Origin of the sequence: Pseudomonas sp. QS1027, from assembly GCF_002814235.1 — a bacterium.
In the GTDB taxonomy this organism is placed as follows: domain Bacteria; phylum Pseudomonadota; class Gammaproteobacteria; order Pseudomonadales; family Pseudomonadaceae; genus Aquipseudomonas.
Genome location: NZ_PHSU01000020.1, coordinates 20,018 through 35,832 on the forward strand (window position 1 = coordinate 20,018; position 15,815 = coordinate 35,832).

Annotated in this window: 17 protein-coding genes; 10 read left to right on the forward strand and 7 right to left on the reverse strand. The window is 59.2% G+C overall.

Annotation, left to right across the window (positions count from 1 at the left end):
- Positions 1–98 precede the first annotated feature (98 nt).
- Together CWE01_RS18715 and CWE01_RS18720 are read right to left on the reverse strand one after the other, a co-directional pair.
- Entirely contained in the window at positions 99–764 is a 666-nt protein-coding gene (locus CWE01_RS18715; protein ID WP_100942029.1) for a fumarylacetoacetate hydrolase family protein, read from the reverse strand.
- Between the two features lie 37 nt (positions 765–801).
- On the reverse strand, positions 802–2,196 hold the full coding sequence (locus tag CWE01_RS18720; RefSeq protein WP_100942030.1) for an FAD-binding oxidoreductase: 1,395 nt from the start codon (positions 2,194–2,196) through the stop codon (positions 802–804).
- 202 nt (positions 2,197–2,398) lie between these two features.
- On the opposite strand from CWE01_RS18720, the gene serA reads away from it, so the two are divergent.
- Complete coding sequence (gene serA / locus CWE01_RS18725; RefSeq protein WP_100942031.1) at positions 2,399–3,628, forward strand: phosphoglycerate dehydrogenase; 1,230 nt, start codon at positions 2,399–2,401, stop codon at positions 3,626–3,628.
- Positions 3,629–3,691: 63 nt separating this feature from the next.
- On the opposite strand, the gene CWE01_RS18730 is transcribed toward serA, so the two are convergent.
- Positions 3,692–4,132: a DUF4399 domain-containing protein gene (locus CWE01_RS18730; protein WP_100942032.1), complete on the reverse strand. Its 441-nt coding sequence runs from the start codon at positions 4,130–4,132 to the stop codon at positions 3,692–3,694.
- Between the two features lie 136 nt (positions 4,133–4,268).
- Here CWE01_RS18730 and CWE01_RS18735 point away from each other — a divergent pair, with 136 nt between their 5' ends.
- A complete protein-coding gene (locus CWE01_RS18735; RefSeq protein ID WP_100942033.1) occupies positions 4,269–4,868 on the forward strand; it encodes a transporter substrate-binding domain-containing protein in 600 nt (199 codons plus the stop codon).
- A gap of 9 nt (positions 4,869–4,877) precedes the next feature.
- On the opposite strand, the gene CWE01_RS18740 is transcribed toward CWE01_RS18735, so the two are convergent.
- Both CWE01_RS18740 and CWE01_RS18745 read right to left on the reverse strand, forming a co-directional pair.
- Positions 4,878–5,378, reverse strand: coding sequence for a DUF523 domain-containing protein (locus tag CWE01_RS18740; protein ID WP_100942210.1), 501 nt, complete (start codon positions 5,376–5,378; stop codon positions 4,878–4,880).
- Positions 5,378–6,013, reverse strand: coding sequence for a 2OG-Fe(II) oxygenase (locus tag CWE01_RS18745; protein WP_100942034.1), 636 nt, complete (start codon positions 6,011–6,013; stop codon positions 5,378–5,380). Before CWE01_RS18745 ends, CWE01_RS18740 begins: the two co-directional genes overlap by 1 nt.
- Before the next feature lie 108 nt (positions 6,014–6,121).
- Here CWE01_RS18745 and CWE01_RS18750 point away from each other — a divergent pair, with 108 nt between their 5' ends.
- Together CWE01_RS18750 and CWE01_RS18755 are read left to right on the forward strand one after the other, a co-directional pair.
- Complete coding sequence (locus CWE01_RS18750) at positions 6,122–6,880, forward strand: DUF2059 domain-containing protein (protein ID WP_100942035.1); 759 nt, start codon at positions 6,122–6,124, stop codon at positions 6,878–6,880.
- Positions 6,881–6,981: 101 nt separating this feature from the next.
- Positions 6,982–7,482, forward strand: coding sequence for a GNAT family N-acetyltransferase (locus CWE01_RS18755; protein WP_100942036.1), 501 nt, complete (start codon positions 6,982–6,984; stop codon positions 7,480–7,482).
- Positions 7,483–7,504: 22 nt separating this feature from the next.
- Here CWE01_RS18755 and CWE01_RS18760 read toward each other — a convergent pair whose 3' ends face one another.
- Positions 7,505–9,451 (reverse strand): ATP-dependent DNA helicase RecQ, encoded by a 1,947-nt coding sequence (locus CWE01_RS18760; protein ID WP_100942037.1) that lies wholly within the window; start codon positions 9,449–9,451, stop codon positions 7,505–7,507.
- Between the two features lie 279 nt (positions 9,452–9,730).
- On the opposite strand from CWE01_RS18760, the gene CWE01_RS18765 reads away from it, so the two are divergent.
- Together CWE01_RS18765 and CWE01_RS18770 are read left to right on the forward strand one after the other, a co-directional pair.
- Positions 9,731–10,852 (forward strand): S8 family peptidase, encoded by a 1,122-nt coding sequence (locus tag CWE01_RS18765; protein ID WP_100942038.1) that lies wholly within the window; start codon positions 9,731–9,733, stop codon positions 10,850–10,852.
- A gap of 236 nt (positions 10,853–11,088) precedes the next feature.
- Positions 11,089–11,868, forward strand: a complete 780-nt coding sequence (locus CWE01_RS18770) for a hypothetical protein (protein WP_100942039.1) — start codon at positions 11,089–11,091, stop codon at positions 11,866–11,868.
- Positions 11,869–11,992: 124 nt separating this feature from the next.
- Here the strand turns inward: CWE01_RS18770 and CWE01_RS18775 are convergent, their stop codons facing one another.
- Positions 11,993–13,285 carry a delta-60 repeat domain-containing protein gene (locus CWE01_RS18775; protein ID WP_100942040.1) on the reverse strand — a complete coding sequence of 431 codons (1,293 nt, stop codon included), beginning with the start codon at positions 13,283–13,285 and terminating at the stop codon, positions 11,993–11,995.
- A gap of 684 nt (positions 13,286–13,969) precedes the next feature.
- Between CWE01_RS18775 and CWE01_RS18780 the strand changes: the two genes are divergently transcribed.
- From CWE01_RS18780 to CWE01_RS18795, 4 genes are all read left to right on the forward strand, one after another.
- The gene (locus CWE01_RS18780; protein WP_100942041.1) at positions 13,970–14,260 is read left to right on the forward strand and encodes a hypothetical protein; all 291 of its coding nucleotides are present in this window, start codon (positions 13,970–13,972) and stop codon (positions 14,258–14,260) included.
- 163 nt (positions 14,261–14,423) lie between these two features.
- Positions 14,424–14,852: a hypothetical protein gene (locus CWE01_RS18785; protein ID WP_100942042.1), complete on the forward strand. Its 429-nt coding sequence runs from the start codon at positions 14,424–14,426 to the stop codon at positions 14,850–14,852.
- Positions 14,845–15,015: a YhfG family protein gene (locus tag CWE01_RS18790; protein ID WP_100942043.1), complete on the forward strand. Its 171-nt coding sequence runs from the start codon at positions 14,845–14,847 to the stop codon at positions 15,013–15,015. The genes CWE01_RS18785 and CWE01_RS18790 overlap by 8 nt, the downstream gene beginning before the upstream one ends.
- A complete protein-coding gene (locus CWE01_RS18795; protein ID WP_100942044.1) occupies positions 15,015–15,620 on the forward strand; it encodes a Fic family protein in 606 nt (201 codons plus the stop codon). Before CWE01_RS18790 ends, CWE01_RS18795 begins: the two co-directional genes overlap by 1 nt.
- Positions 15,621–15,815 lie beyond the last annotated feature (195 nt).

Below are 15,815 nucleotides of genomic sequence, written 5' to 3' on the forward strand. Positions count from 1 at the left end.
CGCGATGGGCGTTAACGATAACGCGGGGCGCCTGATGCCCAACGGTGTCTGTGCCATCATCGCGAGCAAGCTCGCTCCTACAGGGGGGGGCGTCGTGATTAACGGACGCTGCTGTTGAAGCTGCTGGCGCCCGGCAATTCCAGTACCAGCTCATCCCCGGCATTCAGCGGGCCGACGCCCACCGGCGTACCGGTCAGGATCACATCGCCGGCCTGCAGCGAGAAACACGCGGCCATGTACTGGATCATCGGCACGATCGGATTGAGCATGTCGCTGCTGATCCCGTCCTGGCGAACCTGGCCGTTGATGGTCAGGCGGATACCGATCTTCGTCAGGTCCGCAAAGGTACTCCCCACTACGAACGGCGACAGCACGCAGGCACCGTCGAACGACTTGGCGACTTCCCACGGCAGGCCCTTGCCCTTCAATTCCGCCTGCTTGTCACGCAAGGTCAGGTCCAATGCCGGCGCAAACCCGGAAATGGCGTCCAGCACCTCTTCAACGCTCGGCTTGTTGGACAGCGGCTTGCCGATCAACACGGCAATCTCCGCCTCGTAATGCACCGAACCACGGTCCGCCGGAATACTGAAACCACCCTCGATCGGCACCACGCAACTGCCCGGTTTGATAAACAGCAGCGGCTCGGTCGGCACCGGATTATCCAGCTCCTTGGCGTGCTCGGCGTAATTGCGGCCGATGCAGACCACCTTGCCGAGAGGAAAGTGAATACGGGTACCGTCGACATACTGGTGCTGATAGCTCATGACTGACTCCTGGTCTTTGTCATCAGTGACATCTGGTTCAAACCGCGAAGATCTTGCCCGGGTTCATGATCCCGTTCGGATCGAACACCGCCTTGATCGCCTTCATGTATTCAATTTCAACCGGGGAACGGCTGTAGGTCAGGTAATCGCGCTTGGTCATGCCCACGCCGTGTTCGGCGGAAATCGAACCGTTGTACTTCTCGACGGTTTCGAACACCCACTTGTTGACGGTAGCGCACTTGGCGAAGAACTCGTCCTTGCTCAGGTTTTCCGGCTTGAGGATGTTCAGGTGCAGGTTGCCGTCGCCGATGTGACCGAACCAGACAATTTCGAAGTCCGGGTAGTATTCGCCGACGATGGCATCGATTTCCTTGAGGAACGCTGGCACTTTCGACACGGTGACCGAAATATCGTTCTTGTACGGCGTCCAGTGGGAAATGGTCTCGGAGATGTACTCGCGCAGTTTCCAGAGGTTCTGCAACTGGGTTTCGCTCTGACTCATCACGCCATCCAGCACCCAGCCCTGCTCGACACAGTGTTCGAAGGTTTCCAGGGCCTGGTTGGCCACTTCTTCAGTGGTCGCCTCGAATTCCAGCAGGGCGTAGAACGGGCAGTCGGTTTCGAACGGCGCCGGCACATCGCCACGGCCGAGGACCTTGGCCAGGGCCTTGTCGGAGAAGAACTCGAAGGCGGTCAGGTCCAGCTTGCCCTGGAATGCGTGCAGCACCGGCATGATCGAGTCGAAATCCGGGGTGCCGAGGACCATGCAGGTCAGGTTCTTCGGCGCGCGATCCAGGCGCATGGTGGCCTCGACCACAAAACCCAGGGTGCCCTCGGCGCCGATAAACAGTTGGCGCAGGTCGTAGCCGGTGGCGTTCTTGATCAGGTCCTTGTTCAGCTCCAGCACATCGCCCTTGCCGGTCACCACTTTCATGCCGGCGACCCAGTTGCGGGTCATGCCGTAGCGAATCACCTTGATCCCGCCGGCATTGGTGCCGATATTGCCGCCAATCTGGCTGGAACCGGCCGAAGCGAAGTCCACCGGGTAGTACAGGCCCTTTTCTTCGGCCACGTTCTGCAGGTGCTCGGTGACCACGCCCGGCTGGCAAACAGCGGTACGGTCGGTCAGGTTGATGTCCAGCACCTGGTTCATATTGTCGAAGGACACCACCACTTCACCGTTGGCCGCCACGGCCGCGGCGGACAGCCCGGTGCGACCGCCCGAAGGCACCAGCGCGACCTTGTGCTGATTGGCCCAGCGCACGATGGCCTGGACCTGCTCGGTGGTTTTCGGGAACACGATGGCCGTCGGCGCGGGGGCGAAATGCTTGGTCCAATCCTTCCCGTAAGCATTCAACGAGTCGGCATCGGTCAGGACTTTGCCAGGCTCAACCAGGGTCTTCAGCTCATCAATCAGGGCAGGATGGGTCATCGACAGAACTCTCGAACAATTCATGGTCATCCTGAGGACGCTTCACGTCGCAGAATGAGTGTTTGCGGGTCGCATATGCTAGCATACGCCCCCCGCAGAAGCGTGCTATCAGGCCGATCTGCGGTGCCGGCGATCACGCCGCGCGGTCAGCTCAAGCTGTCCATTTCCCTGCCATTTTTCTCCGGGACACAGGTTTACGCAGATGAGCAAGACTTCTCTCGATAAGAGCAAGATCAAGTTCCTTCTTCTCGAAGGCGTCCACCAATCCGCCGTGGACGTCCTCAAGGCCTCCGGGTACGTCAATATCGAGTACCTCACTGGCTCCTTGCCAGAAGCCCAGTTGAAGGAAAAGATCGCCGATGCCCACTTCATCGGCATTCGCTCGCGCACCCAACTGACCGAAGACATCTTCGAACACGCGAAGAAACTCGTCGCTGTCGGTTGTTTCTGCATCGGCACCAACCAGGTCGACCTCAACGCGGCTCGCGAGCGCGGCATTGCCGTGTTCAACGCCCCGTACTCCAACACCCGCTCCGTTGCCGAGCTGGTGCTGGCCGAAGCGATCCTGTTGCTGCGCGGCATTCCCGAGAAGAACGCTTCCTGCCATCGCGGTGGCTGGATCAAGAGCGCGGCCAACTCCTTTGAAATCCGTGGCAAGAAGCTGGGGATCATCGGTTACGGCTCGATCGGTACGCAGTTGTCGGTTCTGGCCGAAGGCCTGGGCATGCAGGTGTTCTTCTACGACACCCTGACCAAGCTGCCGCTGGGCAACGCCACCCAGGTCTCGAACCTGACCGACCTGCTGGGCATGTCCGACATCGTCACCCTGCACGTGCCGGAAACCGCTGAAACCCAGTGGATGATCGGCGAGAAGGAAATCCGCGCGATCAAGAAAGGCGGGATCCTGATCAACGCCGCACGCGGCACCGTGGTCGAACTGGACGCACTGGCGAACGCGATCAAGGACAAGCACCTGATCGGCGCGGCCATCGACGTCTTCCCGGTGGAGCCACGCTCCAACGACGAAGAGTTCGAAAGCCCGCTGCGTGGCCTGGACAACGTGATCCTGACCCCGCACATCGGTGGTTCGACCGCCGAAGCCCAGGCCAACATCGGTCTGGAAGTGGCGGAAAAGCTGGTCAAGTACAGCGACAACGGTACTTCGGTATCGTCCGTGAACTTCCCTGAAGTGGCCCTGCCGGCTCACCCTGGCAAGCACCGCCTGCTGCACATCCACGAAAACATCCCGGGTGTGATGAGCGAAATCAACAAGGTCTTCGCGGAAAACGGCATTAACATCTCCGGTCAGTTCCTGCAGACCAACGAGAAAGTCGGTTACGTGGTGATCGACGTTGACGCCGAGTACTCGGACCTGGCGCAAGAGAAGCTGCAACACATCAACGGCACCATCCGGTCCCGCGTGCTGTTCTAAGCCTCAAGCGCTGGACGAAAAAAGGGAGGCCTGCGAGGGCCTCCCTTTTTTTCTGTCGCGGATTTACTTCACGTTGACGGTGATGACTTTCGAGGCAACGGTCGGATTGAACTGCATGTGGCCCTTGTCGCCCGCCACCAGTCGCAAGGTGTGCTTGCCCGGGGTCAGGGTCAGTTGGGTTTCGGTCTGGGCCTTGCCGTAGTGGATCACGGTGTCGGTCGCCGGGATCGGCAGGGCTGGGTCCGGCAGGTCCGTCTGGTCGACCAGCAGGTGATGGTGACCCGAGCCTGGGGTGAGATCACCGGCCGGCTTGAGCACCAGGCCTTTCATACCGAACTTGACCGTGAAGGTCTTATCGACTGTAGCGCCGTCCTTCGGCGAAACGATAAAGACCTTGGCGCTTTTGGGCGCCGCAACCCGCGGAATATTATCATCCGCAACCGCCAGCATCGAAGAACCCAGCAAAACAGTAGCCAACGCAAGACGAGACACTAAGGTTTTCATCAACTTCTCCAGTTTTCCGCAATTTCAGTACGGTTATGACAACTTTGTGGCGATTTGTGGTCCAAGGCACTCAACAACATAGCAAAACGTGCCCGACCGGCACGGTACATATTTGTATTCCAATTCGGGAGCGACCATGCGTTTTCTGCCTGGCCTATTACTTTTACTGCCTTTCGTCAGCCCTTTCGTCCAGGCTGAACTGATTGATGACGTCAACGACCGGGGCGAGTTGCGCATTGCCCTGGAAGGCCACATGCGGCCCTTCGGCTTTACCGAAGACGGCCACCTGACCGGCTTCGAAGTCGAACTGGGCGAACAGCTGGCCCGGGAACTGGACGTGCAAGCCTCGTTCGTCCCCACCGATGCCGCCGATTTGCTGCAAGGCATCGAGACGGGCAAATACGATGTCGCCATCAACCACATGCCTATGACTGCGGAACTGCAAAAACGTTACGACTTCAGCGAACCTTATGGTTACACCAGCGCGCAATGGCTGATGCCCCGGGAGACCCTGCCCACGCAGATTCCGTTCGCCATGCGCGATGACTCGCTGCCGATCACCCAGGATGCGGCCGAGGCGCCGACAGTGACCCTGGCGATTCCGTTCCAGAAAGGTAATCCGGCGTTCCAGGCCAGCCTCAATAACGCATTGCAACGCTTGAAGGCCGACGGGCGCCTGGCGGCGCTCTCGCAGAAGTGGTTAGGGATGGATGCGACCCAGCCGCCGAAGCAGTGAGCCGGTGTTTTACGGCGCTGCGGGATGCTCCAGGCGTTGCAGGGCGATAAGCGCTTCCGGCAGTTCCAACTCACTGAACACCTGCACCCCGGCCTGCTTCAACAACGCCGCCGTCACCCCTTCACCGCGGACCTTCACCCCGCTGAAGGTTCCGTCGTAGGCCAGCAGGTTGCCGCACGACGGGCTGTTGGCCTTGAGCACCGCGATACCGATGGCATGCCGCCGTACCAGCTCCAGCGCCTGGTGCGCGCCAGAGAGAAAGGCCTCGCTGACATCCTCGCCCTCGGTGGTGATCACCCGGGCCAGCCCTTCCAGTACCTGAGCGCCCTGCCCGCCGGGAATTTCCGCCGCCGCACGGGGCGTCGGCAGGCCACCGGCCACTTCCGGGCACAACGGCACCACTCGCCCTTCATCCTGCCATCGGGACAGCTGCGCATAAGGCCCGCTGGCCCCGCCGTCATAACGGACCAGATGCCCCAGCAGGCAACGACTGACCAGAATCTTCTGCATCATGGGAACGGATCACTCCCTCGCCGGCGGAACCAGCCGGTCAGCGACAGGCGCTCGCGCGTCGCCGGCAAGACTTCATGGGGCACCTCCCCCGAGAGGAACAGCACCAGGCAACCGCCGGTCGGAACCACGTCGTGCTCCACGCCGTCCCCGAGGTACATGCGCAACTGGCCACCGTGCTCCGGCAACCAGGCGTCGTTCAGGTAGATCACCGCCGAGACCGTCCGTCGGTCGTCATCGCGAAAGCGGTCCACGTGTCTTTTGTAGAAAGCGCCGGGCGGATACAGCGCGAAATGACTTTCGAAATCCTCGAGCCCCAGGAACAGGCCACGGTTGAGGGCCTCGCGCAGGCTGTCCATCAACGCCATGTATTCATCGCAGGGCCCGGTCTGGCCCGGTTCCAGCCACTGGATATGATCGCCACGAATCCCCTCGCGCACTTCCTGGGCCGGTCCGCGCCCGACACCAGCCGGGGCCAACTCACCCTCGGCGGCGCGCTGGCGGCACTCGGCGGCCAGGGCAAGGGTCAGCGCCTGCGGCAGGAAGATGTTCTGCTGCGACCAGCCGCGCTCGGCCAGATCGTCGACGATACGTAACAGCAGCGGGTGATCAGAGGGAATGTGCATGCCGCGCATAGTATCCAGATGCCCGGAAATCCGACAGAGCCCCCCGAACGACTTACAGGAATTCTCGACAAGTACCGCGCTCGCCGGGACAATAGCCGGCTGTAGACAGGAGTCCCTATGCGCCGTTTGCTTTTTTCGCTGTTGATGTTCTGCACCTTGCCCGCCTGGGCAGACAACCACGACCAGCTGTACCGGGTCGCCGGTTGGCCGGAACAACGCGCGCATTTCAACGATGCCCTGAGCGCCGCCCAGCAAAAGTACCGCAACAGCCTGCCGCCGGCGGTCTATGACGCGCTGGTGAGCAACAGCAACCAGCGTTTCGCGCCCGAGGCCATGGACCAGCGGGCCGAGGCCCAGTTGCGCCAGAACCTCGCCAATCCGAAGCCGGCCCTGACGTTCTTCCAGTCACCGCTGGGACGCAAGATCGTTTCCGCTGAATTGCTCGCCACCCGCCGCGACCAATTGGCCAAGAACGCCAAGGGCCTGCCGCATATCGAAGCCAGTGCCACCCGTCGCCTGCTGATCAACCACCTGGGCCGTGCGCTGCCGGCGCGCGAAGCCGGGGCCGAAGTCAGCCTGGCTATCGCCGGCGTCGCGGCCGACAGCCTGAGCTCGATGATCCCCGGCCTGCTCGGTGCCGGCGCGGCGCAAGGCATGTTGAACGGCCAGCGCGAGCGGTTGATGGAACAGATCGGCAGCGACCTGGATAACACCCTGCTCTATGTCTATCGTGGCCTGTCCGACCCGGAGCTGGAAGAATTCAGCACCTTTGCCGAGTCGCCGGAAGGCAAGGCCTACTACCAGGCCGCGCTGGCCGCGATCCGCGCGGGATTGGCGGTGGGTCAGAACCTGACAGCCACTCCGCCTGAAAACTGAATGCAATACATCCGGGCCTGTAACGGTCGAAATCCGGGCGTAATATGAAAGCCCGGGCGCCATCCATGCAGTAGGTTCGCCTCCCCCCAAGGAGACTACTCATGTACAGCATCCACCTTGCTAGCGCCGCGGACATCGAGGGTATCGCCCAACTGCTCCAGGCCAATGCCCCTTCCCAGGGCGGCTCACTGACCGGGGAATTCCCTCTCGACAAGGTCAGGCAGATGGCCCTTGGCGGCTCACCCGTGGTGGTCGCCTCCCGCGATGACAGGGTCGTTGGCGTGCTGTTCAGCGCGGCAAAAGACATGCACCCCGCCCCGCCGTCGATCACCGCCATGCTGGCCGCCTGGCCAGGCACGCCCGACGCCTATGTGTACGGCCCCGCCTGTATTGCCAGCACGGAAAGGGGCCAAGGCCTTCTGCCTCGGCTCTACGCACAACTTCAGCAGCATTACCCCGGTCGTGAGGCGATTCTCTTCATACGCCGGGATAACAGCGCCTCGTTGCGCGCCCATGAACGCCTGGGCATGCGTGAAGTCGCGGGTTTTACGCTGGAGGGTGACGAATACGCCGTGCTCAGTGACCGACCGGCTGCGCAATAAGGCGCGCCACCCTCGCTAGCGCCTACGCTGCCTGCCCCTCAAGGGACCAGGCCGCGACCCACTCCCGCACATCCGCATAGGGATAAGCCTCCAGCGCCGAAAACCCCGGCAGCGCCCTTGCCTTCAACTTCGTAAACAAGGGCACGCTGATACCGCACAGGAATCGCGTCAGGCACTCCGCACTGGGCGAATGCCCGTTGTACTCCTGGTGTCTGTGGATAAATCCACTGCACAGCCCCGGGAAATCACGCTGATCGAGGGCAGGCAATGCCGGCGGTTCTGGCAGGCACGCCACCTGTCCGTGACACACCGAACAATGCCCGCAATGCTCGGGCGCCTGCTCGTCGCCGAAATAGCGGGCCAGCCGATAACCCAGGCACTGCTCGGTGGCAAACAACGCCAGCATCGCGTGAATCCGTGCAATCTCGCTGACCTCATGCTGGGCAAAATAGGCGTACAGCTCCAGGCTCAGGGCATGGGGATCGAAGTCGCTGACCAACAGGCTGTAGACCTCGGTCATCTGCTTGCTTTCCAGCTCGATCCAGCGCCGCTCCTGGAAAAAGTCCAAGGCCTTCACCACCCGGCCGCGTTCGGCCTGATGCTGTTGATACAAGGCGTCGAAGTTCACCGTGGCCCAGGTCCGGGCGCGGCTGGAGGTCTGGATAATCGCCGAGACAAAGTCGCGCCGCTCGCCCTCGAACTTCGCCAGCAACACCTCGGGCTCCACCAGGAACTTGAAACGGTACTCGGCGAAATACGCATAACGCGGCGCGATCAAGCCACGCAACTCCAGCTGCACCAGCAAGGTCTTGAGCGGCAACTGGCGGATATTGCTCTGGTCCGCCAAGGGCCCGAGCAGGAACTCCCACTGGCCATCCGGGATAGCGCCCTTCAGCTCGTCCAGCACCCGTCGAATCCCCTCCAGCTCCGGCGTATCGCCGTAGACGAAGTTCTCCAGCACATTGAGGCTGTCGCGATTGGCCAGTACCAGGCAATCGGACGGCTGGCCGTCGCGCCCGGCCCGACCTATTTCCTGGCTGTAGTTCTCGATGGACTTGGGCAGGTCGAAATGCACCACGTTGCGGATATCGGCCTTGTCGATGCCCATGCCGAAGGCGATGGTGGCGACAATGCAGTTCAACTGCCCGCCCATGAACTGCTTCTGGATAGCCTCCCGTTGCTCATGGGGCAAGCCGGCGTGATAGGCCGTGGCCGGAATTTCGTTCCGACTCAGGTGCTGGGCGATCTGCTCGGCGGTCTTCTGCAAGGTGACGTAGACGATACTCGGCTGCCCGAGGTGCCCGCCCAACCATTCCACCAGCCGGCGATGCTTGTCCTGGCCACCGACCGATTCCACCAACAGGTTCAGGTTCGGCCGATAGAAACCGGTGGTGACCACATCATCCGGTGCAATGGCGAACTTGGCCTGCATATCGGCGATCACTTTCGGCGTTGCGGTGGCGGTCAGCAGCAAGGCCTGGGGAATACGGAACTGGCGCTGATAGTCCGGCAGCTTCAGATAGTCCGGACGGAAATTGTGGCCCCACTCGGAAATACAGTGCGCCTCGTCCACCACCAACAGGGAAATCTGCACCTGCTGGAGAAAGTTGCGAAAGCGCTCGTTCTTCAGGCGTTCCACGGAAATCATCAGGATCTTCAGCTCGCCGGAGCGCGCCCGGGCCATCACCGCATTGGCTTCATCGCGGCTCTGGGCCGAGTCGATGCTCGCCGCCGCAATGCCGTGCCGTTGCAGAAACGCCAACTGGTCCTGCATCAGCGCCAGCAGCGGCGACACCACCAGCGTCAGGTGTGGCAGGAGCAGCGCCGGCAGTTGATAACACAAGGACTTGCCGGAACCGGTAGGAAAGATCGCCGCCGCCGAACGCCCGGCCAATACCGCACTGATCGCTGCCTCCTGACCGTCGCGAAACTGTGGATAACCAAAAACCCGCTGGAGGGTGTCGTGCATAAGCTGTCACTCCGTTGACCGCTGTGGATAAACAAACCCTAGGCGGTCGGGCGAGAAAAGGTCCGAGGCAAGCATTACAAACTGCTACGGCGCGCCAGACTAGCGCAAAGCGGGCCGGAGCTGCGGGATAGCGACCAATACCCGGATACAAATCATCAGGTGCGTCCTGGTGAAAATACCGATTACATCGAAGCCACTTGGGGGACTGACACTCAGAACCCGACTGCCCTGCCCTTGAAACGGACGGTTCAAGGGCTGTCGTTTGCACAGGAGCTTCACATGGATTCTGTACTTCAACGTCTCTCTTCGCTGCTTGGTCGGGGCCTGCTGCTGACCCCACTCATGCTCGGTGGCTGCCTGTACGACCTGGACTTCAAGCAGTCAGGCAAGACCGGGACCGAGCCACCCTCCAGCCGCTTCGAAACCCCGGAATACAACGCCCAACGCGCCCTGCTCCTGGTCAAGGCATCGGCACTTTATGCACAGGGTGGCACCGGCAAAGGTGTCAGCGTGGCCATCATCGACTCGGGCCTCAACCCTGAACTGCCCGAATTCAAGGGCCGTCTCGCCACCCCCGGTCACGACTATGTACGCGACATCCCCGAACTGATCGATCCCCACGGCCATGGCACCCAGATGGCCGGCATTATCGCCGCCAACCGCGACGGCCAAGGCATGCACGGCATCGCTTTCGACGCCAAGCTCATAGCGATGCGCATCGGCGACAACAACGAACCGTTCTTTTTCGACGATCAGATCGCCCGCGCCTGGAAAGACAGCTTCGCCGCCGGGGCCCGAATCCTGAGTAACTCCTGGGCCAACGACATTCCCGCCACCGAAATCACTGAAGCGCGTTACAAACAAGTGATGGGCGACTCCTTACCGGTCGCTCGCCAGTTGGTGGCCGACGGTGCCGTGTTTGTTTTTCCCACGGGCAATGAGCTACGCCGCGAACCCCTGGCCGAACCTGGCCTGCCCATGGCCTTGCCGGAGCTGGAAAAGGGTTGGATCGCCGTGGTGGCGCTGAAGAACGACGGCACGGCCATCAACCAGAAGTCCAACTACTGTGGCGTGGCCGAACGCTGGTGCATCGCGGTCCCGGGCGGGGATGGTGGCGTCGACAAAGGTTTGCTGACCACCAGTGCCAAGGGCGGCTACAAGGAAACGGCCGGCACCTCGCCTGCCGTGGCGCTGGTCAGTGGTGCGCTCGCCGCCCTGCAAAGTCGCTTTCCCGAACTCACGCCCCAGCAACTGCGCGATGTATTGCTCGATAGCGCCAACAACAGCGGACTGTTTGCCAAGGGCGAGGCTTACGGGCGCGGCCTGATGGACCTGGCGGCAGCGACGCGACTGGCAGGCGAACGTGCGAAGCAGCAGCCGACCAATCTCGCCTACCGATAACGGCCTCCATAAACGAACAACGCGCCAGACAGGGCGCGTTGTCGATTTGGCCGAACTGCCGAATGCCGGGGCAACGGCCTTGTCATCCGTCTCGCCTTTCTATCAGGGAAAGTTTCATTTTTGTGGAGTCGTCGTTACTCGCCAACGGCCGTTTAACGATTTAATCTGCGACTCCCCTTAAAGCCCACGAGAAAGCGCCGATAACCCGCTGACTCACCAAGGAAGGCAGCGGCGATATGCATCCCCCCGAGCAAGAAGATGACGATGGCGTCATCCGTTTCAAACGCCTGCACCCCGAACATTTCGATGTGGTGCTGGGATCGCACCCGGCCAAACAGAAAGTCCCGCGCCCAGTTCAGCCAAGGTCCTACGGCATGTGGGTGTTGGTGCTGATACTGGTGGGCATGCTCGGCTACATGACGGTCAACCGTAACAACAGCCACCCGATCCCTATCCCGGCACTGCCGGCGGCTGAGCCGATGCCGACTGAAACATCCGAACCGCCCGAAGCGCCGATGGCGCCAGTGGAGCCGGTGCAGGCGCATCCGGAACCCACCGCCAAACTCGTTCCGGCACCTGCACCGCAAGTGGTGGTCGTGGTGCAGACCCAGGCCCCGGCGGCAGCATCCGCCACGGTCTCGGCACCCGTGCCGAAGGTCCAGGGTCTGGTGTCGGCCAGCTACCTGGCCGGTTACCAGGCCAACTTGAATGCGCCTGAAGCCAGGCAGACACGCCAGTACGAAATCGCCACGGTCAGCATTCGTGAATGGGACGGTCGTGACCGCTACCAGGCGAAATGGCGGATCTTCAACAACGTCATCGACAACGCCAGCGTCTGCGGTAACTTCCTGGCCGGCAGCACCGAGCGCCGCGAATGCCGCAAATCGGCGGAGGTCTTTTTCAAGGAACAATGCGGCGAATGGGAGAAGCGCTGGAACCGCGACCAGGATGAGAAAAGCAAGGGGATGCAGGTGCGCTATTGCACGGCGATGAAGACGTATAGCGCGGCGGAGTGAATCACTACTCAACGCCCGACACGGAGTATGTGGAGTGAGTCCAGCAACCAAGGCGTTATGACGACCGTTGTTATCGCACCCGGTCAACCATATCGCCCCGGCATCTGGACTCAGCCACCGAAAGTCAGCCCTTCAGTCGAAGTACAAATGGGGTTGAAATCCGATCACGGACATATCGGCCCGTTACAACAATCCCATTGTCCGGCTGTATAGCCAACGCCGCCCGATAAACCCAGTCTTTCACATCAATTCGCGTCCAGCCATCGTTGCTGCCAAAGGTCACATCCAGATCACCGTTCGGCAGGTAACGCCCGACAACCAGATCTTCGACATCGAGATCACCCGCAGTGCCACAGGTGACGATATATCCGTTCCTCTGAATCGAACCGTCCTGCCAGCCCGATCTCGTATCGTCCATATGGGTCAGGACGGGCTCGCCCCCATTGAAATCCGAATCCTTTCCACCCTCCTTGTCGATACTCGCCAATAGCCCCTCATACACAAACGTGGCCACGTTAACACCTGAACCGACGCCCAATATTTTCAGGTTGTTCTGCAATACGACCCTCATGAAGTTTCCCCAACTGCTGTAGTCCTCGTTGATCTCAAAAACAAAACCATCCAGGCCAAAAGCCAGGTCAAGACGACCGTCCATATGCAGGCGAACCCAGGTCCTGTGATTCCCTCGCGGAGCCTGTATAAACCCGGCCAAATAGATATAACCATTGGCCACCAAGATTTGCCGTGTATTTACGTGGTATTCAGGATGCGCGACAACAACGGCTCCCTTGTTACCGAATGCCTGTACGAGGTTACCCGCTTCATCAAGACACATGAGCAGCGTCACGACCTTATTATCAATCCGTACCTTGCCACGCCCCGCAATATAGATACGCCCGTCATGTTCGAATAACGAAACGCTATCGGTATCAAGATACCTCGACGCCTTGTCCTTAACAGCAGAATCATCCTTGCTCATCTCGACCCCATCGAACTCATAGGTCGGAACGGCAGTACCATTAACACCAAATGAGAGGTCTGGCATTCCGTCTGGATGATAACGGGCCAACCCAAACATATAACCTTCCTCGCCCACCACCCTACCGAGAATTAAAACCTTGCCATCTGGCAACACAAGAACATTCTCTGCCACTGCTGGGAAACCTGGAAGGAACACGTTAGTAACAGGGACGCCACCATTGAAAAACCGGTCAAATGTACCGTCTGGGTTCAGACCCGAAATTATATACTTGGAGTCCCAGAGCTCCGTACCGCCCACCACGTAGATCCTACCCTGGGGGGCAATTGCCACATCGGTTGCATCTGTACCGGGAAGGACAAGTATCTCCCCACCATTGAACTCCGGATCAAGTTCACCTGCACGCTGCGATTGCTCGGTCGTTATTTTATCGTTCATAGCTAAGTCCTTCTTATTGTGGTGTTTGTTTACACCGGATAGAGAAGGATGGGTGCATCATTGGCGTCATCAGTGCGGCGCCCTGAAAAACTGTGAATTGCCGCTGACTGGACCATCTGGACATACTGCGCCGCGCGGACCAATCATCCGCCCGCATTAATGTTGGGGTCAACGTTCAAAATATATAGCCCTTAAAACTATGCGCGATAAATCGCAAAGCTCTTATTCCAGTATTGGTTTTAAATAGGGAGGCCACACATCTTGATTTTTCATCTCAATGGAACCTCGCCTATCCACAGTCCATGGACAGGCAACTTTTGCCGGTTGGATTTCGTCAAAAAAAAACATCACCAAACCGCTATCGTCGGCCGAGCGAGCAAACCGATAGGTAGCCACCTGACAATCCAAAATGCCACAGCTTGCGGAGCCGTAATAAAGCCCTCTATAGTTCGCGCCGTCGCTGCCAATTCAGCGACCGGGTTTGGTCACCTGTCAGAGTGCGCACTAGCGCCACAGTGGATGTTGCAGGCGCGTTTCGTGCCGGCACGCTTCATGGCGGCTGTGTGCAGGACACCTTCGGGTGTGCCGGTGCGCTCTGCCGGTTGACCAACCTGTGCACAGTCCGCCACCCATCGCTTGGTCACGATGAGAGCGGATCAATGAAACTCATCAGAGCGCATACCTATGAACACTCAAAATCGTTACATCCCTCTCAGCACCAACTTCACCACAATCCCCGTCCTGGTCATCGGCACCAACGCCAGCCTCGACGACCTGCAAACCAGCGCCTATCAACGCCTTCAGGCGGCCAGCGACCTGCTGGAAACCATGACGTGTGTGAGCCTCATCACCACCTGCGACAAAGACTTCACCCACGTCACCAATGCCGCATACCTGTTGGTGCGTGAAGGCTGCGATCTGTTGCAACTGGTCCAGCAGCGGACGATGGCATTGAGCAGGCAAGTAGCTCAATAACATCACAACAAACAGGCCATTTCACTGATAGGAAATGGCCTACTTGCCTCGGACAATTCATAGCCACTTCAGAGAGCTCAACTACGCAAATACCAGCAGGGCCTGATTCAAGACGCCCTTCGACTCCTCCATTGTCTTGGCTTTGAACAATATGGAGCGCCCCGTGCAGACATTAGAAAACCAACACCGAGCACTTGAAAAATGCCGACCTCAAGCCCAACCTAGCCGGGAATCCCTGTTCGAGCAGCCTCGTATCGACGCAGATTTCCTGCAAATGCATCTGAACGTTATTGAAGATCAGGGTTGCTTCGAACTGGCTGAGCACGTCCACCTCAACAGCCGGCCAGACCGCCCAGCAGCACTTGAGCAAGCCCATGAAGCTACGGCCTATGACGAGTGGTTCAAGGCTCAGGTTCAAGCCAGTATCGATGACCCGCACCCCAGCATTTCCGATGAAGACGCTCAGCGATTGTTTGCAGCTAAGCGCAAAAAAAACCTGGTGATACCGACCAAAAATCGCCCGTGCCTCAGCTCGAATCATTGCTTTGCGTTACACTTTAACCCTATGCCCGGAGGTAAATCCCATGAGTAAACTGACCTTTCAGGAAAAGCAGGATCACTACAACAGGATCCGCAGATCAAACTGCCTCGCAAGCCTTCGTTTGGAAGGCTTCAACACCACACCTGCCGATCTGGAAAAGCCACTTCCGACGATGGAAGCCGTCCTCAACAAATATCGCAACACCTCACGCTAATGGTCGACAAATACGGAGCTGGCCAGGACCCGTATTGCTACCCAGGCACTGATGCCTTGCGCAACCGGCTAGACATCAGAGACGAACAGACCCTCAATGACGCAGAGCAGGCCATCTACGAGATAGCCGCCGCTAGTAGAATCACCTTGAGCCCCCCGCCCTACGACTTAGCGTTTTTGCAACGCATCCATCAGACGCTTTTCTCGGAACTATATGAATGGGCCGGTCAGCTCAGGACTGTAAAAATCCAGAAGGCTGAAACAATGTTCTGCACTCCAGAGCGCATCGTCCCCGAGGCAGCAAAGATTTTTCGTGCTATGGAAGATGCTGGCTGGTTCGAAGACTTATCGCGGGCCGACCTTATAGTCGAAGTCGCTCAGGCCTATGGTGACCTGAATGTCATTCACCCCTTCCGTGAAGGCAATGGTCGCGCCCAGCGAATCCTGTTCGAAAACATCATTGTGAACACAGGTTTCACAGTCGATTGGTGGGTAGTGAAAGAAGCGTCGTGGATTCCGGCGAACATCAGCGCCGTGATGTGCGATTACCGAGGCCTCGAAGTCATATTTGACCAATGCATCAGCGAAATGCCCCAAAAGTCGTAAATAGCTCGGTCTGGTCAGCGGCAGCATAACCACTTCATACCCAACAATCTGCACGAATCCGGCTGCACTGAAAAGATTTAATACAAAGACAGGATTCAAGTTTGTTGCATAAAAACTTGGCAAGTCTATAAAATTTCCACAACGCATCTGGTTAACCATTTGCCCAATTTCCGAGGCCCGCATCGATTCGTCGAG

Coding starts and splice junctions, on each gene's coding strand:
- CWE01_RS18715 (WP_100942029.1), bottom strand. CDS start 764: ATGAGCTATCAGCACCAGTATGTCGACGGTACCCGTATTCACTTTCCT.
- CWE01_RS18720 (WP_100942030.1), bottom strand. CDS start 2,196: ATGACCCATCCTGCCCTGATTGATGAGCTGAAGACCCTGGTTGAGCCT.
- serA (WP_100942031.1), top strand. CDS start 2,399: ATGAGCAAGACTTCTCTCGATAAGAGCAAGATCAAGTTCCTTCTTCTC.
- CWE01_RS18730 (WP_100942032.1), bottom strand. CDS start 4,132: ATGAAAACCTTAGTGTCTCGTCTTGCGTTGGCTACTGTTTTGCTGGGT.
- CWE01_RS18735 (WP_100942033.1), top strand. CDS start 4,269: ATGCGTTTTCTGCCTGGCCTATTACTTTTACTGCCTTTCGTCAGCCCT.
- CWE01_RS18740 (WP_100942210.1), bottom strand. CDS start 5,378: ATGCAGAAGATTCTGGTCAGTCGTTGCCTGCTGGGGCATCTGGTCCGT.
- CWE01_RS18745 (WP_100942034.1), bottom strand. CDS start 6,013: ATGCGCGGCATGCACATTCCCTCTGATCACCCGCTGCTGTTACGTATC.
- CWE01_RS18750 (WP_100942035.1), top strand. CDS start 6,122: ATGCGCCGTTTGCTTTTTTCGCTGTTGATGTTCTGCACCTTGCCCGCC.
- CWE01_RS18755 (WP_100942036.1), top strand. CDS start 6,982: ATGTACAGCATCCACCTTGCTAGCGCCGCGGACATCGAGGGTATCGCC.
- CWE01_RS18760 (WP_100942037.1), bottom strand. CDS start 9,451: ATGCACGACACCCTCCAGCGGGTTTTTGGTTATCCACAGTTTCGCGAC.
- CWE01_RS18765 (WP_100942038.1), top strand. CDS start 9,731: ATGGATTCTGTACTTCAACGTCTCTCTTCGCTGCTTGGTCGGGGCCTG.
- CWE01_RS18770 (WP_100942039.1), top strand. CDS start 11,089: ATGCATCCCCCCGAGCAAGAAGATGACGATGGCGTCATCCGTTTCAAA.
- CWE01_RS18775 (WP_100942040.1), bottom strand. CDS start 13,285: ATGAACGATAAAATAACGACCGAGCAATCGCAGCGTGCAGGTGAACTT.
- CWE01_RS18780 (WP_100942041.1), top strand. CDS start 13,970: ATGAACACTCAAAATCGTTACATCCCTCTCAGCACCAACTTCACCACA.
- CWE01_RS18790 (WP_100942043.1), top strand. CDS start 14,845: ATGAGTAAACTGACCTTTCAGGAAAAGCAGGATCACTACAACAGGATC.
- CWE01_RS18795 (WP_100942044.1), top strand. CDS start 15,015: ATGGTCGACAAATACGGAGCTGGCCAGGACCCGTATTGCTACCCAGGC.